The organism is Bradyrhizobium huanghuaihaiense (genome assembly GCF_007830635.1).
GTDB classification, from domain to species: domain Bacteria; phylum Pseudomonadota; class Alphaproteobacteria; order Rhizobiales; family Xanthobacteraceae; genus Bradyrhizobium; species Bradyrhizobium huanghuaihaiense.
Genome location: NZ_VLLA01000005.1, coordinates 359,163 through 379,531, shown reverse-complemented (window position 1 = coordinate 379,531; position 20,369 = coordinate 359,163). Strand labels below are relative to the sequence as shown.

The window sequence follows — 20,369 nt, the reverse complement described above, 5'->3', positions numbered from 1 at the left end:
AGCGGGGAGGAGACAATGAAGAAGTTCATCAATTCGGTCGACGGCGTGCTCGCGGAAAGCCTTGACGGGTTTGCGACTGCGCATGCCGATCTCGTCGCGCTCGGACCGGAGCGGAAATTCGTGCGACGCCGCGAGCTAAGCCCCCGGAAGGTCGCGCTCGTGTCGGGCGGTGGCAGCGGGCATGAGCCGCTGCATGCCGGTTTCGTCGGCTATGGCATGCTCGACGCCGCCTGCCCGGGACAGGTTTTTACCTCGCCGACGCCGGACCAGATCGTCGAGGCTGCTCAGGCGGTTGCGGGGGACGCCGGTGTGCTGTTCATCGTCAAGAACTATGCGGGAGATCGCATGAACTTCGAGATGGCGGCCGAGATTGCTGAGGGCCGTATGGCCACGATCGTGACGGATGATGACGTCGCGGTCGAGAGCTCGACCCACAGTATCGGGCGTCGCGGCGTGGCGGGCACATTGATCGTCGAGAAGATTGTCGGCGCGGCCGCCGAAAAGGGTGCTGACCTCGAGGGCTGCGTTGCGCTCGGCGAGCGTGTCAATGCGCGCACGCGCTCGATGGGGGTGGCGCTGACGAGCTGCACGGTCCCAGCCGCTGGCACGCCGACCTTTGCGCTTGGTGAGGACGAGATGGAGATGGGGGTCGGCATTCACGGCGAGCCGGGTCGTCGCCGCGTCAAGCTGGAGCGAGCCGATGTGATCGCGGACGAGATGACGACGGCCATCGCGCAGGATCTCGACGCGCGCGACGGGGCCGAGGCCCTCCTGCTCGTCAACGGATTTGGCGGAACGCCAACGATCGAGCTCTATCTGATGTACAACGCGGCGCGCCGGATGCTCGAGAAGCGCGGCTTGCGCATCGCTCGCTCGCTCGTCGGCAGCTTCGTCACCTCGCTGGACATGGCCGGGTGCTCGCTCACCGTCAGCCTGCTCGATACCGAAACGACGGCGCTCTGGGACCATCCTGTGCGTACGGCGGCATTGAAATGGTGATTGCGGTCGTCCCTGTGCCCTGTTGGCCTAGAGGGCAAAGGGAAGATGCAAGGCTCGGGCGAAATCCGCCGCGAGAATACCGAGGTGTGTCCTTGAAAGGTGTGTTGGAGGATCGCGATGCTGCCGCTTGCTCCGTCCTTGCGACGCAGCTGGATTGCCTCGCGCCCCCTGGGTCCGGCCCGCTGCTGCCGCGAAATCCGCTACTCCCGGCGAGGACTTGAACGTCTATATGGTTTCCATGCTGTCTCATCGATTTTCTGTCGCCCCCATGATGGATTGGACCGAGAGTTCAAGTTTTCAATCGGTTAAGCGGCGGCGTGTGCATAACGTGTGCACCGGGAGATCAAGAAAAATCCTGCGCAGGCCAATGTGAGCAGGCGCTTTGAAGCGAGCGGATTGATCGGATAAGCGCAGTTTCCATGTACTCGCGCAGCTACTTTCGATATATTCGGTCAATGACGCGACGTCTTGGGATGAGACCAACTGACTCTTGATAGACCAACTGACTCTTAATCAGCGGGTCCCAGGTTCGAGCCGCGGTGCGCCCACCATAGCGAGATCAACCACTATTCGAAGGTTGTTGGTGTACCGTTCCGACAAGCCGAGTCAGCGGCGCGGCAGAATGGCCGCTTCGAGAGATCGAGTGGGCGCGGCATACGCGCTCAGCCCTGCGTTTTCGACCCTGATTGCGTCCGGATTCATGACTTCACTCTCCAGACGCCGCCCTGCTGCGAGTGTTCGCCGCCTGGGGAAGTCGGACTCGTCCTATCGTGGAGAAGCACGGGCAGGAGGATGATCAGGAAGCGTCTGCGGGACGGACCGGCACGGTGAAGTGAAAAGTCGCTCCGCGGGGCAGGTTTGGCGTCACCCACAAGCGCCCGGCATGAGCTTCGATAATCGAACGGCAGATGGACAGTCCTACCCCGAGCCCGCTCGGCTTCGTCGTGTAAAAGGGGGTGAAGACGTGCTCGAGATTTTCCACTGCCAACCCCGGTCCCGAGTCCTGCACCTCGACAAGAACACGATCCGGGCCGACCTCACCGGTGGTGATAAGCACCCTTCTGGCGTCGTCCGCCACGGTGCCCATTGCCTGGACTGCATTGACAATCAAATTAAGGACCACTTGCTGCAATTGGACACGATCGCCCTCCACAAGCGGTAAGCTGTCTGCAAGTTCCGCTTGTACCGAGACGCCGTTCTTCATCGCTTCGCCGCGGGTAAGCTCAATCACGTCCCGGATGGCTTCGTTGATATCCAAATTATCCTTCCGGGGCGGTGCTTTCTTGATGAGATCGCGAATTCGCTGGATGATGTCGCTGGCGAGCGCAGTATCGTTAATGACCCAGTCCAGTGATTGCCTGACCCTCTCGAGATCGGGCGGGTCTCTATCAAGGAACCGCGCGGCCGCACCAGCATTCATGGATGCCGCGGCGACCGGCTGGCTTACTTCGTGGGCGATCGAGGCCGTGAGTTCGCCCATGGTGGCGAGGCGTTTGGCATGCGCCAACTCCCTCTGCATCTCGCGCAGGGCCTCCGTGGCGCGCTTCTGTTCGGTGATGTGACGTCCCACGCCGCGATAGCCAATGAACTGGCCGGACTTGTCGAAAACCGGCATCCCGGAGACGGAGACGTAGCGCTTGCGGCCGTCTGTCGTAGGGCGCGCGAGCTCGAAGTCACGGAATGGCAGGTGGGCATCGAGCGTCTCCCGATGCATGCGCCAAGCCTCCTCGTCGGGCTCCAAGTAGGGCACTTCCCAACGCGTTTTACCAAGTTCAGAGCCCGACGCGGGAGCGTCAGCAACGGTTTCGGCGAACTCCTGGCGGATGAAGCGATGGTCCGCATCTGATTCCCAGTACACGTCGAAAGAGAACTGTACGAGAGTACGAAAACGCTCTTCGCTCTCCCGCAGAGCCTCCTCGGACCGTTTACGCTCCGTCAGGTCGACGACAAAGGAGACACCTTGGTCCCGTTGCTCGTCGAACGCAGCCATTCCAATCAAGACCGGCACGCGGCTTCCGTCCTTACGGAAATACTCTTTCTCGAACGGCTGTACGCTCCCCATCTTCTTGAGTTCCGGGATCCACCATCGTTCGTGCCGATCGAGCCATTCCGGCGGTGTCAGGGCAGTCCAAAGCAGGCGACCAGAGGCGAGATCCTCACGGTCGTACCCCACGATGCGCAGAAACGCGTCGTTGGCCTCCAGAATGGGGCCTTCAAGCTCCCAGATGATAATCCCAATGATGTTGGCGTCGACAAGGCGGCGGATCTTCGCTTCGCGTTCCCTGACATCGCGATACAGAGCCGCATTTTCCAGCGCGATTGCCGCTTGTGAGGCGAGCAGTTTTATAACAGCAACTCTAGCGGGTGCGAAAACGTGGGGCGTCAGTGTATTCTCGAGGTAGAGCACGCCGATAAGCTTGCCATGGTGGATCAGAGGCAAGCAAAGAATGGAACGAGGCTTGCGCTGACCAAGGTAGGGGTCCGTAGCAAAAGGAGGTTGGCAGGCGGCATCCTCGAGAACAGCGCACTCTCTGGTCCGCATTACGTAATAGAGAACGGATTCCGGAACCAGAGCCTCGGTCACCGCTGCTTCGCACAGTTCGACGGTCACTCTCTCGCCGGTTGTCGTGGCTTCCGCCTCGATGCGCGGCTCGTTGTTCTCGTGCGACAGGATCAACAGACCCCGTTCAGCGCCTGCTTGTTCAATGGCCGTGTGCATCAGCGTCTCGATGAGCTTTTCCAAGACTATCTCGCCTGATACCGCTTCAGACACCTTGATCACGGTAGTGAGGTCGAGATGCTCGACCGGCGCCCCGATGGTGCTCATGGGGCCAGGCTCTGATCTCACCTCCTTGAGGTGCGGATGGATATCCTCAAGTTGCCGCACTTTGCCGTCCGCCCCCCAACGAACATAGCAATCGCGCGCTTTTTGCAGATAGATGCGAGCAAACTCTTCGAAGCCCCGCATGCCGTAAAAGCGGGCGGCCATTTCGTAAGCGAGTCCTTCGTGGTGGACGAAGCCGTTGCCGCGGGCGGAGCGGATGGCTTGTTCATAGAGATGCTCCGCGTCGAGTTCTCTGCCTTGGAGGCGGGCGATTTCTGCGCCGGCGAGTACAGCGCGATTCGTGAAGCTCTCAGGGCAATTCTGCGCCCACAATTCGAGCTGCTGCTGGTGGGCCGTCAGCGCTTCAAAGTGCCCTTGCCGTTCTTCAGGGGGAGCCAAATCCCAGCATGCGGCGCGGGACAGTGCTGCATAGAACTCGTATTCCGCCGTTTCGAATAGCTGAGGTGGTGACCACGGTAGGCTCCGAGCCTTGGCTGCGGCGGCCGCGGCTGACACATAGTCGCCGGCAAAGAAGCACGCTTGCAGCTTGCGTATCCAGTACCAGCTCTCAGGCAGTGCGAGCGCCGGATCAGCAGCCAAATGCCGCTCGAACCGAAGCTCGTCGGACTGGTTGTCGTGAAGAGCGCCGAACCGCCGCGTCAGGCCACGCAGCATCCGGATGAGCCCAAGTTGCGGCTTTATGATGTCGCCGATCAGCGCAAATTTCGCCTTCTCGGTCAACCGCAATCCGTGCTCGGCTTCGCGTTGTGCGTCTGCAAGCGGGTCGCCCGCCGCAAGGAAATTTGTATTCAGGCTGGCGCAGCTGAAGGCAGCGAACGTGACATCGCCACTGTTGCTCGCCGCCTCAAATGCGCGGCGAAACGCGTCTCGCGCGTGCTGGAGGGGCTTTGTCCATGAAAGGACAAGGTTGCCATAGTTCAGGTCGGTCCTCGCTTGAACGAGCGAAAATCCGCGCCGCTCGACCAGTTCAGTGCCGATACGGCTCAATCGAAGCCCCGCCTCATAGTCGTCGAAGCGCGCGCCGGCAATGGCGCCGAACATGACGTAGGGAACGCAGGAAGCATCGTTGTTCCCCCACTCCAGGCTGACATCCACCGCTTTGATGACTACCAGCGAGCGAAGGTTCGTATCGGTGAAGAATGCAGGCGGCATGAGGGCCGTCAAAAGATCCAACATGGCCAGTGCGAGCGGATCGGTCATCAGCGGTAGATCCAACACCTGCTCGATGGCTCGGTTTCCGAGGCGAGATCGGACGCGCTCGTATTCCTGTCGGACGTGATCATCGCTTGGGTGGGCCAGCCATCGAATCCCGAATTGCTCCAGACAGCTGAGACCGGCGCCAACCGCGCGGTCCGGCTTGCTTAGCGCGGTATACAAATCCACCCGCCGGCGTGCGACGACTGCAAGGTCAGTTGCACTCGAGATCCGCGTCGTCAGGTCCTGTAAGCGCTGTTCCGCCTCAACGACAGCGCCGGTCACGAACTCGCATTCGGCGCGATGCAGCTCGAGTAAAAAGGCAAGCCGCTGGAAGCGCTCCCAACAGTCGTACGGTAACAATGCCGCACCAGTTACGGCGTAGTTGAGCGATGCCGCGTAGGCCGCCGACGCCCGCGCGCGCAGGCTGGCTGTCAGATTGAGCTCCGCAAGCTGCACGCGTTCATCTCGCGAGGTGATCAAGGCCGCGCCGCGGTTGAGCTGATTGACGAGAGCGAAGATCGCCTTCTCGCGCTTCTCCCCGAATGTCTGCGCCAGCAATTGCCGTCCGATTCGCAGATGGAGCGCCGCGCGTTGATGCTCCGGGATCAGCGAATAGCAAGCTTCTTGTACGCGGTCGTGGACAAACCTGTAGGCATCAGCCTGTTGCTCGATCAATTCCTGGCGGACCGCCTCCCAGAGCGCCGCATGAACCTGCTGCTCGGAGAGCCCGAGGACGACCGAGAGTGTCGTGGTTTCGGCGAAATTTCCGAGACAGGCCAACTCCCGCAGCGTATTCTGTGTGTCAGCCGGCAGCTGTGCCAGCTTTGCGATCATCAAATCCACGACGTTGTCGGTGTGCCCCTTTGCGTGAATGCGATCCAGATCCCAGCACCAGCACCTCGCGTCATGATCAAAGCGGACGAGGCCTTCTTCGGCGAGTACGTGGAGGAACTGATTCACGAAGAATGGATTGCCGGCCGTTTTATCGTGGATCAAATGCGCGAGCGGCGCCGCATGCAGCAAATCGCAGCCTAGAGCATCAGAAATCAGGTGCGAAATGTGTTCGCCGGCAAGCGGCGCGAGGATGATCTGTCGTAGGTTTGCACCAGCGTTCTCTATGGCTTCAAGCCGACGCCGTAACGGATGGGCGGCGGTAACCTCGTTGTCTCGAAAGGACCCGATCAGCATCAAGTATTGCAGATCGGTCCGGGTCAACAGATCCTCAATGAGATCCAACGTGGCGGCGTCGACCCATTGAAGATCGTCGAGGAAAAGTACCAACGGATGCTCGGAACGTGCGAATACCCCTATGAAGCGCCGCAGTACGTGATGAAAGCGGTTTTGTGCCTGCGGTGGCGGGAGATCAGGGACGGGAGGCTGCTCTCCCATGATCAGCCGCAATTCAGGAATCAGGTTGGCAACAAGCTGGCCATTTGCGCCCAGTGCATTTTGAAAGGCTTGGCGCCAGTTCGCGAGCTCGACGTCATTCTTGCTTAGAAGAGACCTCGCGAGGCTCCGAAATGCCTCGACCAGCATCGAATACGGAATGTCGCGTTTGTATTGATCGAACTTGCCCCATGCGAACAGTCCGTGCGACGGAACAAGCCGACGATGGAGCTCATTGACCACTGAGGACTTGCCGACGCCGGAATAGCCGGAAACCAGCACCAATTCCGGCACGCCGCTCTTGAGCATGCGGTCGAACGCGCCCAGCAGGATTTCAATCTCGCGGTCTCTTCCATAGAGCTTTTCGGGGATCAGCAGCCGGTCGGGCGTGTCGTATTGCCCGAGTGCAAAGTCTTGGATCCGACGTTCGGTTTCCCATTCATGCAGGCAGCGGCATAGATCATGCTCAAGGCCCGGCGCGCTCTGATAACGTTCCTCCGCGGACTTGGCGAGCAGCTTGAGTACTACGGCCGAGATTGCAGTCGGTACAGTGCTCAGGCGCTCGCTGGGCGGTACGGGCTTTCGCGCGATATGGCAATGTACCCACTCCATCGAATGTGCCGCGGTGAACGGTAGCGAGGCAGTCAGCATTTGATAGAGCGTCACACCAAGCGAGTAGAGGTCGCTACGGAAATCGATCGAGCGGTTCATCCACCCGGTCTGTTCGGGGGCCATGTAAGGGAGCGTGCCCACGATGAACTCGGGCGGCCCGGGCGTGCGTCGCTCCCGGACCAGGCGCGAAGCGATACCGAAACCGGTGAACCGGATCCGTCCGTCGTCGCAGTTTACCAGTATATGCGCCGGTTTAACGTCCTTGTGAACGAGGCCGCGCTGATGCACCTTGTTCAAGACTCTCGCGATCTCGATTGCTAGTCGCAAAAAGGGTTCGATGTCCATGGGCGCACCAAGCAACTGCTCGAGTGGCTGGCCGCCAGGATATTCAAGCAGCAGAACAGGGTGACCACCGTCGTACTCCAGCCCGAGCGGCCGCATTGCCCACGCGCCATCCAGCTGGTCCTTCAGTTCGAACTCGTGAGCGAGCCGATCGAGGATGCCCGACGAAGCGTGCTTCGCCTTGGGAAGTACCGCCAATACAGCTCTGCAGGTGGTATCGGAATCCGGACACAAAGCCCGGCAAAAGATGCGGGCATCGTCCTCCCATAGCACTTGGAATCTGTTGTCCATGCGCGTCGAACCGAAAATGATGGGTTCAACCGGAAGCCTCCAAGTGACCCGATGCTGGGTGAGGAGGTGCTTTCCTAAGCTCTGAATCTGCCACAAACGGGCAGGTGTGCCCAGCCTAAGCTGGAGCTGCCAAAGCGCCGCGAACAAGCGGCGCGGATCGTCTGCAGACGTTTTCTCGCAATCATTGGTTTATGCCCGCTCGGCGCTATCGGAAAGAGGGCTGGATCGCGCTGTGGCACGTCAGCCGCTGACAGCACATCGCTTGTTGCATCTTCAATGCAACGTCGTGCCGAACTCGCTTCGGTTTGACTGCGCAATGCTGCCAGACCGAAAATAGGCTCTAGTCAGTTGAGATCGCCAGATGGATCTCACGGTGTCCATCTGCGTAAGGGACTTAAGGTCCATCTCGGACGGCCAACCTCGCAAGGAGGTGTATCCGAACAACGGCCTGTCCACGACGAGCGCAACCGATCACAACGACCACGACGGGCGCTCGGCGTTTCTGATCAAGGTGGAAGCAGGGCGCTTCAGGTTGATGAAGTAGCCTGGCAATCAGTCGATCGCATCCGGCGTCAACGGGGCGGCTCTGCTTCCTTCCACTTGTGCTCCTCCATCCACATGGCGACGAATGCTGTCACTTTCGGTGCGCGTCTTTTGCGGGGAATATGGCGGTTGCCTCGCTTCGGCAAGGGACCGTTGGCGCCTCGTCTGACGCCTGCCCTCGCGCTTCGACCAAAGGCATCCAAGCTGCCGGCGGACGACGTTGGGTGTCTGTATCGCCATAGACGTCCGCCGATGGCTGCGCGCGAGTTCGCGCATGTATACTGAGCGGTCAAAACGGGTAGAAACGTGTGCAATTTCGTCTAGTTTGGAGTGCACACGTTCGTGCTTCATCCCATTGAGAGGTTAGGGGTAAATCGTTGGAATCGCAGGATTATCGCTTTTCTGTCGCTCCCATGATGGATTGGAATGAGAGTTCAAGTCCTTCAATTGTTTAGAGGGCGGTGTGTGCACGACGTGTGCACCGGGAGATCAAGAATAATCTATTCACGGCAAGTCTGATCAGTCGGTCCGAGGGATGCTGGGGGTCGGGCTTGACGCGATCCAACAGGACAGTCCCGCGACTGAGAAGCTGATCTAGTTTTCGCTTGGCGAACCAGCCTGACTTGCCGACGATCGTTTATCTGTTGGAAGTTCCGTCAACGAGACGATCCGATCGCTGCCGAATTTTGTAGGCGAGCGATCAAGGTCTCCAATCTTTCAAAAAATCGGAATTGGTCACAGTTGTAACGCGCTTCGTCCGAGCTGAAACGATGCTGTGACCGGCTCGTCGCCTCATACCTGCGCACATCGGCGAGCAAGGCGGCTGCCGCGACGGAGTGTTCGTGGCGCACTGACTCGTCAACAGCAGCTATTTCCCGAAAGAACAGGTGCGCAATGATAGACCGACACGCAGTTGAGCTTCCGCAAGAACAAGAAGTGAAGGTGTATCATAGGACGAATGGCAGAGATCGTGCCGATACCAGTTACGATTCATCGGCGGGGGTGGATGAAACAGTTGTGGCTCGTGCTCGCAATTTTGTACCGGAGCTTCGTTGCCGCTCGAATGAAATCCGCACGATCGGCAGAATCCCGCACGATCTTTTCGATCGCCTCTTTGCGAACGGACTGTTTGGGCTGTCGACGCCCCGCAACTACGGCGGCTTGCAAGCAAACGTTAAGGCCAGCAAGGCCGCGATCACAGAGCTGGGACGCGGAGATCTATCCGTTGGCTGGGTTGCGGCGGTGATGAACAACGCTGCATGGATCCATTATGCGCTGTTTCCGAAAGACGTCAAAGACCGGTTGTCCGCCACGCCCGGCGGTTTCCGCGGGTGCGTCGCTGCGTCCGTCATAAAGGCCACGGTGCGCAAAGCGCCCGGAGGCTATGTGATAGAGGAAGGTCGATGGGCTTTCAATTCCGGCGTCCATCATGCCAACTGGGATGTGCTTGCGATACCCCTGGCAGACGACGTTGGAAATATCATCGACCACGGCCTCGCTCTCGTGCCAATCGAAGACGTCAAAATTTTGGACGATTGGGACGCAATGGGTCTCAGCGGCACTGGCAGTTCCGGCGTGATTGTCAAAGACGTCTTTGTGGCCGAAGAGCTTGTGACTTCGGCCTCTGCATTGCTCGCTGGTGAGACTCAAAAAGCGTCGGAAACAGCGCCGCTGTATCGCGCCGCTGCTGATCCCTTGCTAACGATTTCGCAGTTCTTCCCGGCTCTGGGCGCTGCACAAACTGCCGTTGACATCTTCCTTGATCGCTTGCCCGGCCGCATGATTTACGGCCTCAACGAAAAGAGAATCGAATCCGCCGTGACGCATTTGCAGATCGGAGAAATTACCGCAAAAATCGATGCGGCGGATGTGCTGGTGCAGCGCGCAGCCGAAGCCCTCGATCGCAATGCGGAGTCTATGGGTGAGTATATGTCAACACTCGATCGCGCCCGGATTCGTCGCGACATCGCATTTGCCGTTCGCCTCATCATGGAGGCGGCGGACACGCTCGCATCGGCCTATGGCGGATCGGCTGCGGGAACTGCCGATCCTATGGGGCACATCTGGTGCGATCTTCGGGTCGCGGCTTTGCACGGATTGCTGGTGCCTTCAACAAGCCTCGAACTCTACGGCCGGCTCCGCTGCGGCCAGCCGCAGAAGGGGGCAATGGTGTAAGAAATGACAGCAGCGACCCCTAACGCCGGCGTGCCCGGAAAGCATTGGGGCCGCGACGGTCGACCTTCGGCTGATCGCAAATGGGGCCAGATCGCAAGTGACTCTCCTGTCAAGGCTATTCCTGCTGGTGGCTGTCGCGCTTTTGCCGGCGATCGCGCTCCAGGCGTACAACGAATTCGATCGTCGGTGCGCGCGCCAACTCGAAGTGCAGGACCATGCGCTCAGCCTGGCCAAGCTCGCGGCGGCAGACCAGCAACAAATCGTCCAGGGAATTCGTCAGGTCCTGATCGCGCTGTCGGAACTCCCACAGATCAAGTCGAGGGATAGCCTGGGATGCACGACTTACCTCGCTGCGGTGAAGGAGCGGTTTCCCGCATTCATTACCTTCTTCGCGACCGACTTGAACGGCGTGAGTTTTTGCCACACCGGCGATCAAAAGCAGATTGACGTTTCCAAGCGCGCCTACTTCGCGAGAGCGCTCGCGACCGGTGCGTTCGCGGTCGGAGAATTCTCGATAGGTCTGGCGTCAGGCCGGAAGGTCATCCTGTGTGCACTGCCGTTCTACGACGACAATGGGAGTATGGGCGGCGTTGTCGCTGCGAGTCTGGGCCTGGAGTGGCTCGCCGACCACATCGCTCAAAAGGGAGCTTCGAAAGGAGTCGCGCTCGCCGTCACGGACCGCAACGGAACCTATCTTGCCCGCTATCCCGACAACGACCGGTTTGTCGGTACAAAGATGCCCGGTGACAAACATTTGACGGTGGACGACCGCGGCGCGGTCGATATCGTCGATGTCGATGGCGTCGAGCGGATCGAAGGCTACTCCGCCCTTCAGGACGACTCCGGCGGGCTTGTCGTCAGCTTCGGCCTCGACAAGGCGCAGGCTTTCGCCGAGATCCAACGTGAAACGCTGCGCGACACATTCCTGATCCTCTTGAGCACCGCGCTGGTGTTGGCACTGGTGTCGTTGGGCGCCCGGCAGTTCATCCATCGCCCGCTTGGGCAGCTGGTCGATGCCGCGAACCAATGGCGGCTCGGTGAATTTGCGCGCCGCGTAGACATCAGCGGAAATGCAGAAATCGCGCGGGTGGCCGACGCATTCAACACCATGGCGGACGCGTTGGAGCACCGTGAGCAGGAATTGTCCAAGGCAAAGGAGATAGCCGAGGAGGCGGCTGCCCGGATCACTACGATCTTTGAAAGCACAAACGACAGCGTAGTCATCATCGATCGGGACTGGCGCGTCAGCTATATCAACGGGCCGGCCTGGGCCCAGGTCGCCGAGGGCCGCGATATCATCGGCATGACTCTGTTCGAGGCGTTTCGAGGCGACCGTGACAGGGAAATCTTGCACCAAATTCGGGAGAAAGTGTCAGAGGATCATCCGGCGTTCGCCGAAGTGTACTGCCCGCTCCGGAAAATCTGGTACGCAATCAATGCGTTTCCTTCCAGCCAGGGTGTCGCAATTTTTCTCCGCGATATCACCGAACACAAGCATGCCCTGGAGGCGCGCCGCCTGGCCGAGGAGCAGTTGCACCAGAGCCACAAGATGGAGTCCGTAGGCCAGCTCACTGGCGGAGTTGCGCACGACTTCAACAACCTGCTCACGGTGGTCTCCGGGAATCTCGAACTCGTCGACGCGGCCACGGATGTCGGCAAGGTTCGTAAGTTCGCCGCAGCCGCACGGCGTGCCATTGACCGGGGGACAGAACTGACAGCGCAGCTTCTGGCGTTTTCACGGCGGCAAACATTGAACCCAAAGGTGGTCAACGCCAACCAGCTCATTTCCGCGTTTCAGGGGCTCGTTCGGCAGGCCGTCGGGGCGGCATGCGAGGTCAAGCTGCGGACCGATGATCAGTTATGGCTGTGCCAGGTTGATCCGTCGCTGCTGGAAACCGCTCTCCTCAACCTGGTGCTGAACGCACGTGATGCCATGCCAGATGGCGGTGTGCTCCAGATCGAAACGCGGAACATCGTAGCGGAAGAGGGCGCCATTGCGGGGTGTTTGGCGGGGGCCTACGTCAGGCTGTCCGTCACAGACACCGGGGGCGGGATGTCTCCTGAAGTGCTGGATCGGGCGTTTGAGCCCTTCTTCACGACCAAGGAGGTCGGCAAGGGGACCGGGCTTGGCCTCAGCATGGTCTATGGCTTTGTCCGACAGTCCGGAGGACACATTACCATTGAAAGTGCACCTGGAGCGGGAACCACGATTGCTCTGTATCTGCCTAAGGCCACGCAGAAACTTGAACCTGAGGAAGAAACCCGACAGGCTCAGCCTATAACAAGCGGCTCGGAGCGAATCCTGTTGGTTGATGACAACGACGATATTCTGGAAGTCACGTCGGAAATGCTGACCGTACATGGCTATCAGGTTTCTTGTGCCCGGAGCGGCGCGGAGGCGCTTCGGATCCTTCAGAGCGACCAGGAATTTGAACTCTTGTTCAGCGATATCGTGATGCAAAAAGGTATGAGCGGAGTTGAGCTTGCTCGCGAAGCGAGGCGACTGCGGAGAGGCATCAAGATACTGCTCACGTCGGGTTACGCGAGGGATGTGTTGCAACGACATGATGCCGTGGATGAGTTTCCGATCATACGCAAACCTTTTCGCTCTGTAGATCTGGCGCGAAGCCTCCAGGAAGTCCTGCGCTGTGCAGGGTCCTCGTCAGCCGACCGATAAAGCTGGGCAACTGTACTTGCTGCATTTTCGTTCGACCTTGATAGCAAATTGCCGGAGTTTCACCGTATCAATTTCAACCGGTCATCAGGCAATAGGGCTGGAAAGCCTGAGCCTCGGTTTCATGAGGTCGCCACAGGAAGCGTGAAAACGTAGCCGACGCCGCGTTCGGCGCGGATGATCGAGGGGCTACCCCCGCTGTCCTCGAGCTTGCGGCGCAAGCGCATGACTTGCATGTCGATGCTGCGGTCGAATACGTCTTCGTGGACGCGCGTCGCTTGCAGCAGGTATTCGCGGGACAGCGGCCGCTGTGGTGCATCGAGGAATGCTGTCAATAGCGCATATTGCCCCTTGGTAAGGGCGACCGGTTCGCCTCGCGGATTGGTGAGGCGGCGCGTCCGCCGCTCGAGGCGCCATCCCCCAAAGCGAAGGCTGCCTCTCTCGCTCTCGCGCTGCCGTTTGGTCGGTTCCGCGTCTCGGCGTCGCAAGATGGTGCGGATGCGGGCCAACAATTCCCTCAAGCTAAATGGCTTGGTGATGTAGTCGTCAGCTCCGAGCTCCAACCCGACGATACGGTCGATCTCGTCGGGCCGGTGCCCGGTCGTGATGATGACGGGTATATCGGATCGCGCGCGGAGTTCACGAAGCAGATCGAGGCCATCTTCTCGCCCGAGCCGCAAATCGAGCACGATCAGGTCGGGTTGGTTGCGCGCAAGCAGCGGTGCCACGTCGCACAGCCGGGATGCGCAGATCACGCGGACGTCATTTTCCTCCAGATAATTCGCTACCAGGAGGCGGAGGGCGTCATCGTCCTCGACGAGGAGGCATGTGAACGTCGGGTGCTGTTTGCTCGGTGTGTCCGTTGGTCCAAGTGGTCCACCTGCCGCGCTGGCGAAAAGAGCGGTTGTTCTATCGATACATTCGTCCATTTTATTTCTCCGACGCTCCCGGATCGCTTTGGGATGCGCCATATCGAATACGCGTCTTGCGACGCTAGTCCGCGGATCAAGTAAGTGGCCGCGCCACCACAAGAGTTGGTTGCAACGCTGATGCGAAAAGGCCGGTCGTGAAATCAATTCGTATTGATTTGCCAAATGGGCGCTTTAAGGGGGCCGACTACGACCTTTCCGTTGGCAGCACGTGCATACGACTACATCGGTGCGCTGGTTGATTTCCGACTGCATGAACGCTTCGCCGGAAATGGAGGCGTGGCCTGGAAGTGACCTCCTTTCGATGGGGCGCGGCAGCACCGCGCCCCAACGACTCTCACTCGGGGAGGATCGGCGTCGGCGCTGGTCGAAACGCAAGGTGCCGCTCAATTTCGACGCGGCGCGGTTCAAGTGACTCGGGCAAGCAGAGAGATTGACCGAGATCCTCGCTATCCTCGTCTACGGTAAAATCGCTGGGCGTCGAGACGGCACAGATATGGCCGTCGGGATCACGAAAATGGAAGAGCTTCGAATAGACTGCGTCCTGAATGCCGGAAACCGCGACGCCGGCGCGCTTCAGGCGTTCGCGTTGATCGGCAAGCGCCGGCTCGTTTTCGACCTCCAACGTGAAATGATGGGAAAGACCGGTTCCGAGCCGTCCCGGGGCATAGTTGGGCAGGCCGAAGAATGTGATTACCGAACCGGGAGAAAGGTCTTCATCGCACGCATAGTAGTAGTGCGTTCCACCCTTCTCGTCGAGGTAGTCAGTCTTCTTGATTAGATGCAGTCCAACTGTTTCGACGAAAAACTTCTCCGTGCGCTCTGCGTTACTGGAAATTGACGTGATATGGTGGAAGCCACGCAACGCGTAATCATCGCCGATAACAGGCATCGGAGCCGGCCAGGTTTCTGACGCGATGGACAATTCGCTCCGGCCGCCGACCAGATTTTCCGCAGGCTGATGCTTGAATTCCGATCCCAGAACAACTTCGTCATGACCGAAGCCGGGTTCCGACGTTGCGATTTCGATGATCGCGCCATCCGGGTCGGGAAAATAGATCGCATGGAAGTAGTGCCGGTTATATGGGCCAGTGACATGAATGCCAAAGTCCGTAAGCCGCCGCTTCCACTTCAAAAGTCCGTTTCGATTAGGGACGTGAAGGGCAAGATGATGGTTGGTGCCGGCGCCCCAGCGCCCCTTAGGATCACCTGCGCGCGGGTTTGCAACAGCATCTGCCACGAGGGCGGGATCGGTAAATCCTTCCTTCGGCATCATGTAGAAGATCGGATTCCATTCGAGATAGGTTATGGTTTGCGATCGTGGCTCCTCCGCGAGGCTGTTGAAGCCGAAGGTGATCACTGGCAATCGTCCATCGAGATGGCTGACAGTGCGCTTGACAACGCGAAGACCGAGCATGACAGTATAAAACTGCTCGACTCTTTGGAGATCCGAGCAGACGAAGGTCTGGCTGTTGACGCCGTTGATGATCATCTGATTCATGATTTTAGCTTCTCCTGTTGTTCTGCGCTAAGACGGCTCTCCCAGCGAGGCGGACTTCCGACGTGAGCGATGATGGCAGCGGACAGCGCTCTTACTTTCCGTGCCAGAAAACGGTTCTGCGGATAAACGATGCAAAGGTCATCTGGCACCAATTGCCAATCGAGATCGACGACCTGGACCTCTCGCGCCTCGATCGCCTTGTGAACGATGAAGAGGGGCAGTGCTGCAATCGCCACGCCGTCTTTCACAGCCGCCAGCTGGATATCGCCGCTATTGACCCTCATGCGGCTCTTTGGCGTCACGCTCTTGATCTCGTCGCCTCGGCGGAAAATCCATTCCGACTGAGCGGTGAGATTGGCATAGCTGACGGCGTAGTGGTTCTCGAGACTCTCGATCGAGTGGGGTTTTCCGTGCTCGGCAATGTAGCGCGGCGAGCAGACCACTACCCGATTGCTCAGCCCGAACCGGCGCACAATCAGCGCGGAATTCTTCAGCCTTCCAATTCGGACCGCCATGTCGAAGGAGTCGCCGACCAGATCATGCATGCGGTCGTCGAATTCGATCTGGAGATCGATCAAGGGATGGGTTTGTAAGAAAGTCGAAAACACGTCAGTCAGATGCAGTACAGCAAAACTCATCGGGGCGGCGATGCGGATCGTGCCGGAGAACTCGTCCTGCCGATCGCTCACCTCTTCGGCTGCCAGTTGGAAATCCTCGGCGATTTTCTGGCAACGCTCAAAAAAATATTTACCGCTCTCGGTGAGGGCCTGCTGCCGCGTCGACCGGCTCAGCAGCCGGACATTCAGGGCTGCCTCCAGTGCGCTGAGGCGTTGACTGACGACAGACTTGGAGACGCCAAGACGCCGACCGGCTTCTCGCATGCTTCCCGCTTCGACGATTGCGATAAACGTCGTGATGACATCGATACGAAGGTTGGCGGGTTTCATACCGTTCCGTGTGAGTTCTTGAGCAACTACACCTCCCTTTGATTCATCCAACACGAGCCCCTTTTGGTCGACCTGTTACTTCCGCCTGATCTCTTCGCCGAGTGCCCACTTCGAGAAGTAGACATTGATGCGGAAGGCGGTGTTCTCCTTGAGGATGTCCATGACGCCTTCGGTGATGACCAGCCGCTTTCCGTCCGGTTGCCTCCACGGCGGAGACGAAGCCGGAATCGAGCCAAGCATTGATCGACGTGCGACCCTGCATCGGATCATTGGGGAAGACATCCTTGGTGACCTCGGGCACGAAGGGGCCGGCGGAGGCGTTCGCGGTTACGGTCGTCAGCAAGGTCGGAAACTTGAAGAGCTTCGCAGTCCTGGCGATGATCTGCAGATTGCTTCTAAGTTTCAGGTGGTCATGGCTCTCAACGCCCATGAAGATCGGCGGCTGGAAATCAAGAACGAGCGCTGCGTCCTCGGGTGAGACATGCTGGAGTAAACTAGTCGGCATTGTCTTTCCTTTGAGTCGTGAACACTTCGTTGCGGAAGAGTCATAAGCCTAAGGAAGGGCGGACAGTCCAAGTAGTGGCCTGCAGACATACTCTGTATCCGACAAAACCGGACAATTGTCGCTGTATCGCCGGTGCAGCCGGCCTTCTCCGCGGCGAGATCGGGAACCGACCGGGCGCGCGAATTGTGAGCATATGGCAAGACACTACAAGGCTGGCGCTGGCGCTACAATCCGTAACATCTGTAACGAATTGGACCGCACTTGAAATGGCTTTGGTACGGCTTGGCAGCCAAGCTTCACGCCTGTTGTTGGAGAAGTCTTCACGAACAACCGTCAGGACGGCCGGTATGCTGGAAAAGACTCAGGATATTGATGGTGCCCTCCGTAGGCTCAGTGGCCAGATCGAAGGTCGGATCTCAACGCAAGGCGATGAAGCCTATAAGGCCGCCTGCGCCATCTGGGCGAAGCCGGTCGGGCGCCAGCCTCGTGCCATCGTCCATTGTCGGGCGCCGCAGGACATCCAGTTTGCCGTTGCGGCCGCGCGTTCTGCAGACCTTCCGCTGTCCGTGCGAGGCGGCGGCCATGATTGGGCCGGTCGCGCGTTGTGCGATGGGCTCGTGCTTGATCTTGGTGGTATGCGGGATGTGGTCGTTGAGGCCGACATTGCCTGGGTCTCCGGCGGGAGCCGTGCCTCCGATCTGCTCGCGGCGACCGATCCACTAGGGCTCGCCGCAGTGACAGGCTCGTGCAGTACGGTCGGCATGGCCGGGCTTACACTGGGTGGCGGCTACGGTCCGCTGAACGGACGTTTTGGACTAGCGCTCGACAATCTGATAGCGGCCGACGTCGTCCTGTCGGACGGCCGGCTGGTGATCGCGGAGCGCGGGCGCAACGAAGACCTATTCTGGGCCTTGCGCGGCGGCGGCGGCAATTTTGGCGTGGTGACGGCTATGCGGATTCAGCTGCACCAACTGCCCTTTGTCGTTTCCGGCGCGCTGGTCTATCCGTTCTCGCAAGCGCGGGACGTACTTCGACGCTGCGCCGACGTGGCTCGCTTCGCACCGGACGAACTGACCGTGCAGGTCGTCGCGGGGGCGGCGCCTGATGGCACGCCGGTCATCATGATTGTGCCGACCTGGAGTGGTTCGCGCGACGAGGCCGACACCCATCTAGCGCCATTCCTTGAGCTTGGGACGGCGCTCACCAATACTGTGGGAACGGTTCGCTACGGCGCTTCCGTGTCGCTGTTTGATCCGGCCATCGTGAATGGGCAGCGTGTGTTTATGGAAACGTGCCTGCTTCCCGTACTCGACGAGGCTGGCATCGACATTCTTTTGAAAGCAATGGCGAGTGCGCCATCCGCCGGCTGTTCCATGATCACCCATGAGTTCAAGGGAGCAGCCTCGCAGGTCCCATTGGAAACGACTGCGTTTGGCTTGCGTCGGGACCATGTGTCCATCGAAATCCTTGCGTCATTTGACGACGGATCGCGGACGGAAGAACGGCGGCATCGACAATGGGTACGTGAGGCCCGCGAGGCGTTTACGAATATCGCGCTTCCTGGCGGATACCCAAACATGCTGGGCGAGGGTGAGGTCGCGCGCGCTGCAGCGAGCTTTGGCCAGAACGCTGATCGACTGCTCCGGGCCAAGCGTTTTTATGACCCGGACAATGTGTTCCGGTCCGCTATCCCGCTGCCGATCGTTGCCGAAGCTCGGGCGCGCGAATCGTGACCACGCTCGCGGCCGCGTTGCTCGAGGGCCTGAAGGAGCACGGCGCGCGCGAGATTTTCGGCATCCCGGGCGATTTCGTCCTTCCGTTCTACAAGGCGATCGAGGAATCGCGTATCCTGCCTCACTACACGCTGAGCCACGAGCCGGGGGTCGGCTTCGCGGCCGACGCAGCCGCGCGCTATCACCAGGGCTTGGGCGTCGCCGTGGTCACCTATGGGGCCGGCGCGTTCAACTTGGTCAATGCAGTCGCCGGCGCCTACGCGGAGCGCTCGCCCGTGGTGGTGATCGCCGGCGCGCCGGGCGCGCGCGAGCGCGCGGGCGGCTTCCTGCTGCATCACCAGGCGCGCAGCATCGACACCCAGCTCGCGGTGTTTCGCGAGATCACCTGCGGCCAGGCGGTGCTAGACGATCCCGGACGCGCGCCCGAGGCGATCGCGCGCGTGCTGCGCAGCGCGCGCGAGCAGTCGCTGCCGGTCTACATCGAGGTGCCGCGCGACCTCGTCGGCGCGAGAACCGCGGCGGTGCCGAGGCTGGCGCGGCGGCCGGCCGATCCCGGCGCGCTCGCCGAATGCGCCGAGGAGATCCTGGCAAAGCTCGCACGGGCGCACGCGCCCGTCATGATCGTCGACGTCGAGATCCGCCGCTACGGGGTCGAGGCCAAGACCGCAAAGCTGGCGCGGACGCTCGAGCTGCCGGTGGTCACCACCTTCATGGGGCGAGGCCTGCTGGAGGACGCCGCCGACGTCATGGCCGGCACCTATCTCGGCGCCGCCGGCCATCCCGAGATCACCCGGCTGGTCGAGGACGCCGACGCCGTGCTGCTGCTCGGCGTGATCGTCAGCGACACCAATTTCGCGCTGTCGCAGCGCCAGCTCGATGCGCAGCGCACGATGCTGGCGGTCGGCCGCGAGGTGCGGGTCGGGCACCACGTCTACCGCGACGTGCCGATCGAGGACCTGGTGGCCGAGCTGGTGCGGCGCGCGCCGCGCCGAAACAAGGCCGCGGGTCGCAAGCGGCTGGCGCTGCCCTACCCGCGCGGGCTCGCGGCCGACGACCGCCCGATTGCGCCGTCCGACGTGGCGGCGGCGATCAACGACCTGTTCGACCGGCACGGCAAGATGCCGATGGTGGCCGACATGGGCGATTGCCTGTTCGTTGCCATGGAGATTGACAACACCGCGCTCGCGGCGCCCGGCTACTACGCCGGCATGGGGTTCGGCGTGCCGGCCGGCATCGGCGCCGCGGTGGCGACGCAACGCCGCCCGCTCGTGCTGGTCGGCGACGGCGCATTCCAGATGACTGGTTGGGAGCTCGGCAACTGCCGCCGCTATGGCCTCGATCCGATCGTGGTGCTGCTCAACAACCGCAGCTGGGAGATGCTGCGCGCGTTCCAGCCCGAGTCCGTGTTCAACGATCTCGACGACTGGCATTTCGCCAAGATCGTGCCGGCGCTCGGCGGCACCGGCGAGCGGGTGACGACGCGTCGCGAGCTCGCGGCGGCGCTGGAGCGGGCGGTACAGAACCGCGGCCGCTTCGCGCTGATCGAGGTGATGCTGCCCCGCGGGACGACGTCGGACACGCTGGCGAGGTTCGTCGCCGGCTTCAAGGCGGCGCGGGCGCCGGCGGACGCACACGGTGAATCCTGACCTGTCAGTCATTTGTTGGAGTGCGTGTAGGGTAGGCAAAGGCG

10 protein-coding genes and 1 pseudogene are annotated in these 20,369 nt (G+C 60.3%); 7 read left to right on the top strand and 4 right to left on the bottom strand.

From position 1 onward, the window contains the following. Window positions 1-15 precede the first annotated feature (15 nt). Window positions 16-999 carry a dihydroxyacetone kinase subunit DhaK gene (gene dhaK / locus IQ16_RS14445; protein WP_018645447.1) on the top strand — a complete coding sequence of 328 codons (984 nt, stop codon included), beginning with the start codon at window positions 16-18 and terminating at the stop codon, window positions 997-999. 796 nt (window positions 1,000-1,795) lie between these two features. On the opposite strand, the gene IQ16_RS14440 is transcribed toward dhaK, so the two are convergent. Next, on the bottom strand, window positions 1,796-7,672 hold the full coding sequence (locus tag IQ16_RS14440; protein ID WP_145831535.1) for an AAA family ATPase: 5,877 nt from the start codon (window positions 7,670-7,672) through the stop codon (window positions 1,796-1,798). A 424-nt stretch (window positions 7,673-8,096) separates the two neighbouring features. Here IQ16_RS14440 and IQ16_RS47505 point away from each other — a divergent pair. From IQ16_RS47505 to IQ16_RS14425, 3 genes and pseudogenes are all read left to right on the top strand, one after another. Beyond that, window positions 8,097-8,216: pseudogene (locus IQ16_RS47505) on the top strand (ABC transporter substrate-binding protein); the annotation flags it as partial. Window positions 8,217-9,151: 935 nt separating this feature from the next. Then, entirely contained in the window at window positions 9,152-10,390 is a 1,239-nt protein-coding gene (locus IQ16_RS14430) for an acyl-CoA dehydrogenase family protein (protein ID WP_158646933.1), read from the top strand. Window positions 10,391-10,517: 127 nt separating this feature from the next. Further along, the gene (locus IQ16_RS14425; RefSeq protein ID WP_244635682.1) at window positions 10,518-13,067 is read left to right on the top strand and encodes an ATP-binding protein; all 2,550 of its coding nucleotides are present in this window, start codon (window positions 10,518-10,520) and stop codon (window positions 13,065-13,067) included. Between the two features lie 119 nt (window positions 13,068-13,186). On the opposite strand, the gene IQ16_RS14420 is transcribed toward IQ16_RS14425, so the two are convergent. The 3 genes from IQ16_RS14420 to IQ16_RS14410 form a co-directional block, all read right to left on the bottom strand. Continuing rightward, a complete protein-coding gene (locus tag IQ16_RS14420; RefSeq protein ID WP_018645452.1) occupies window positions 13,187-13,993 on the bottom strand; it encodes a response regulator in 807 nt (268 codons plus the stop codon). Between the two features lie 337 nt (window positions 13,994-14,330). Then, on the bottom strand, window positions 14,331-15,494 hold the full coding sequence (locus IQ16_RS14415) for a VOC family protein (protein WP_018645453.1): 1,164 nt from the start codon (window positions 15,492-15,494) through the stop codon (window positions 14,331-14,333). Beyond that, window positions 15,491-16,441 (bottom strand): LysR family transcriptional regulator, encoded by a 951-nt coding sequence (locus IQ16_RS14410; protein WP_018645454.1) that lies wholly within the window; start codon window positions 16,439-16,441, stop codon window positions 15,491-15,493. The genes IQ16_RS14415 and IQ16_RS14410 overlap by 4 nt, the downstream gene beginning before the upstream one ends. Window positions 16,442-16,601: 160 nt before the next feature. On the opposite strand from IQ16_RS14410, the gene IQ16_RS14405 reads away from it, so the two are divergent. From IQ16_RS14405 to ipdC, 3 genes are all read left to right on the top strand, one after another. Then, on the top strand, window positions 16,602-16,919 hold the full coding sequence (locus IQ16_RS14405; RefSeq protein ID WP_026312386.1) for a hypothetical protein: 318 nt from the start codon (window positions 16,602-16,604) through the stop codon (window positions 16,917-16,919). A 374-nt stretch (window positions 16,920-17,293) separates the two neighbouring features. Beyond that, window positions 17,294-18,679, top strand: a complete 1,386-nt coding sequence (locus tag IQ16_RS14400; RefSeq protein WP_035667238.1) for an FAD-binding oxidoreductase — start codon at window positions 17,294-17,296, stop codon at window positions 18,677-18,679. Then, complete coding sequence (gene ipdC / locus IQ16_RS14395; RefSeq protein WP_018645456.1) at window positions 18,676-20,325, top strand: indolepyruvate/phenylpyruvate decarboxylase; 1,650 nt, start codon at window positions 18,676-18,678, stop codon at window positions 20,323-20,325. Before IQ16_RS14400 ends, ipdC begins: the two co-directional genes overlap by 4 nt. Window positions 20,326-20,369: the final 44 nt, after the last annotated feature.

What these genes read in the sequence shown, in the direction of transcription:
- dhaK (WP_018645447.1), top strand. Translation starts at nt 16, where the DNA reads ATGAAGAAGTTCATCAATTCGGTCGACGGCGTGCTCGCGGAAAGCCTT.
- IQ16_RS14440 (WP_145831535.1), bottom strand. Translation starts at nt 7,672, where the DNA reads ATGGACAACAGATTCCAAGTGCTATGGGAGGACGATGCCCGCATCTTT.
- IQ16_RS14420 (WP_018645452.1), bottom strand. Translation starts at nt 13,993, where the DNA reads ATGGACGAATGTATCGATAGAACAACCGCTCTTTTCGCCAGCGCGGCA.
- IQ16_RS14415 (WP_018645453.1), bottom strand. Translation starts at nt 15,494, where the DNA reads ATGAATCAGATGATCATCAACGGCGTCAACAGCCAGACCTTCGTCTGC.
- IQ16_RS14410 (WP_018645454.1), bottom strand. Translation starts at nt 16,441, where the DNA reads ATGAAACCCGCCAACCTTCGTATCGATGTCATCACGACGTTTATCGCA.
- IQ16_RS14405 (WP_026312386.1), top strand. Translation starts at nt 16,602, where the DNA reads ATGACGCCTTCGGTGATGACCAGCCGCTTTCCGTCCGGTTGCCTCCAC.
- IQ16_RS14400 (WP_035667238.1), top strand. Translation starts at nt 17,294, where the DNA reads ATGCTGGAAAAGACTCAGGATATTGATGGTGCCCTCCGTAGGCTCAGT.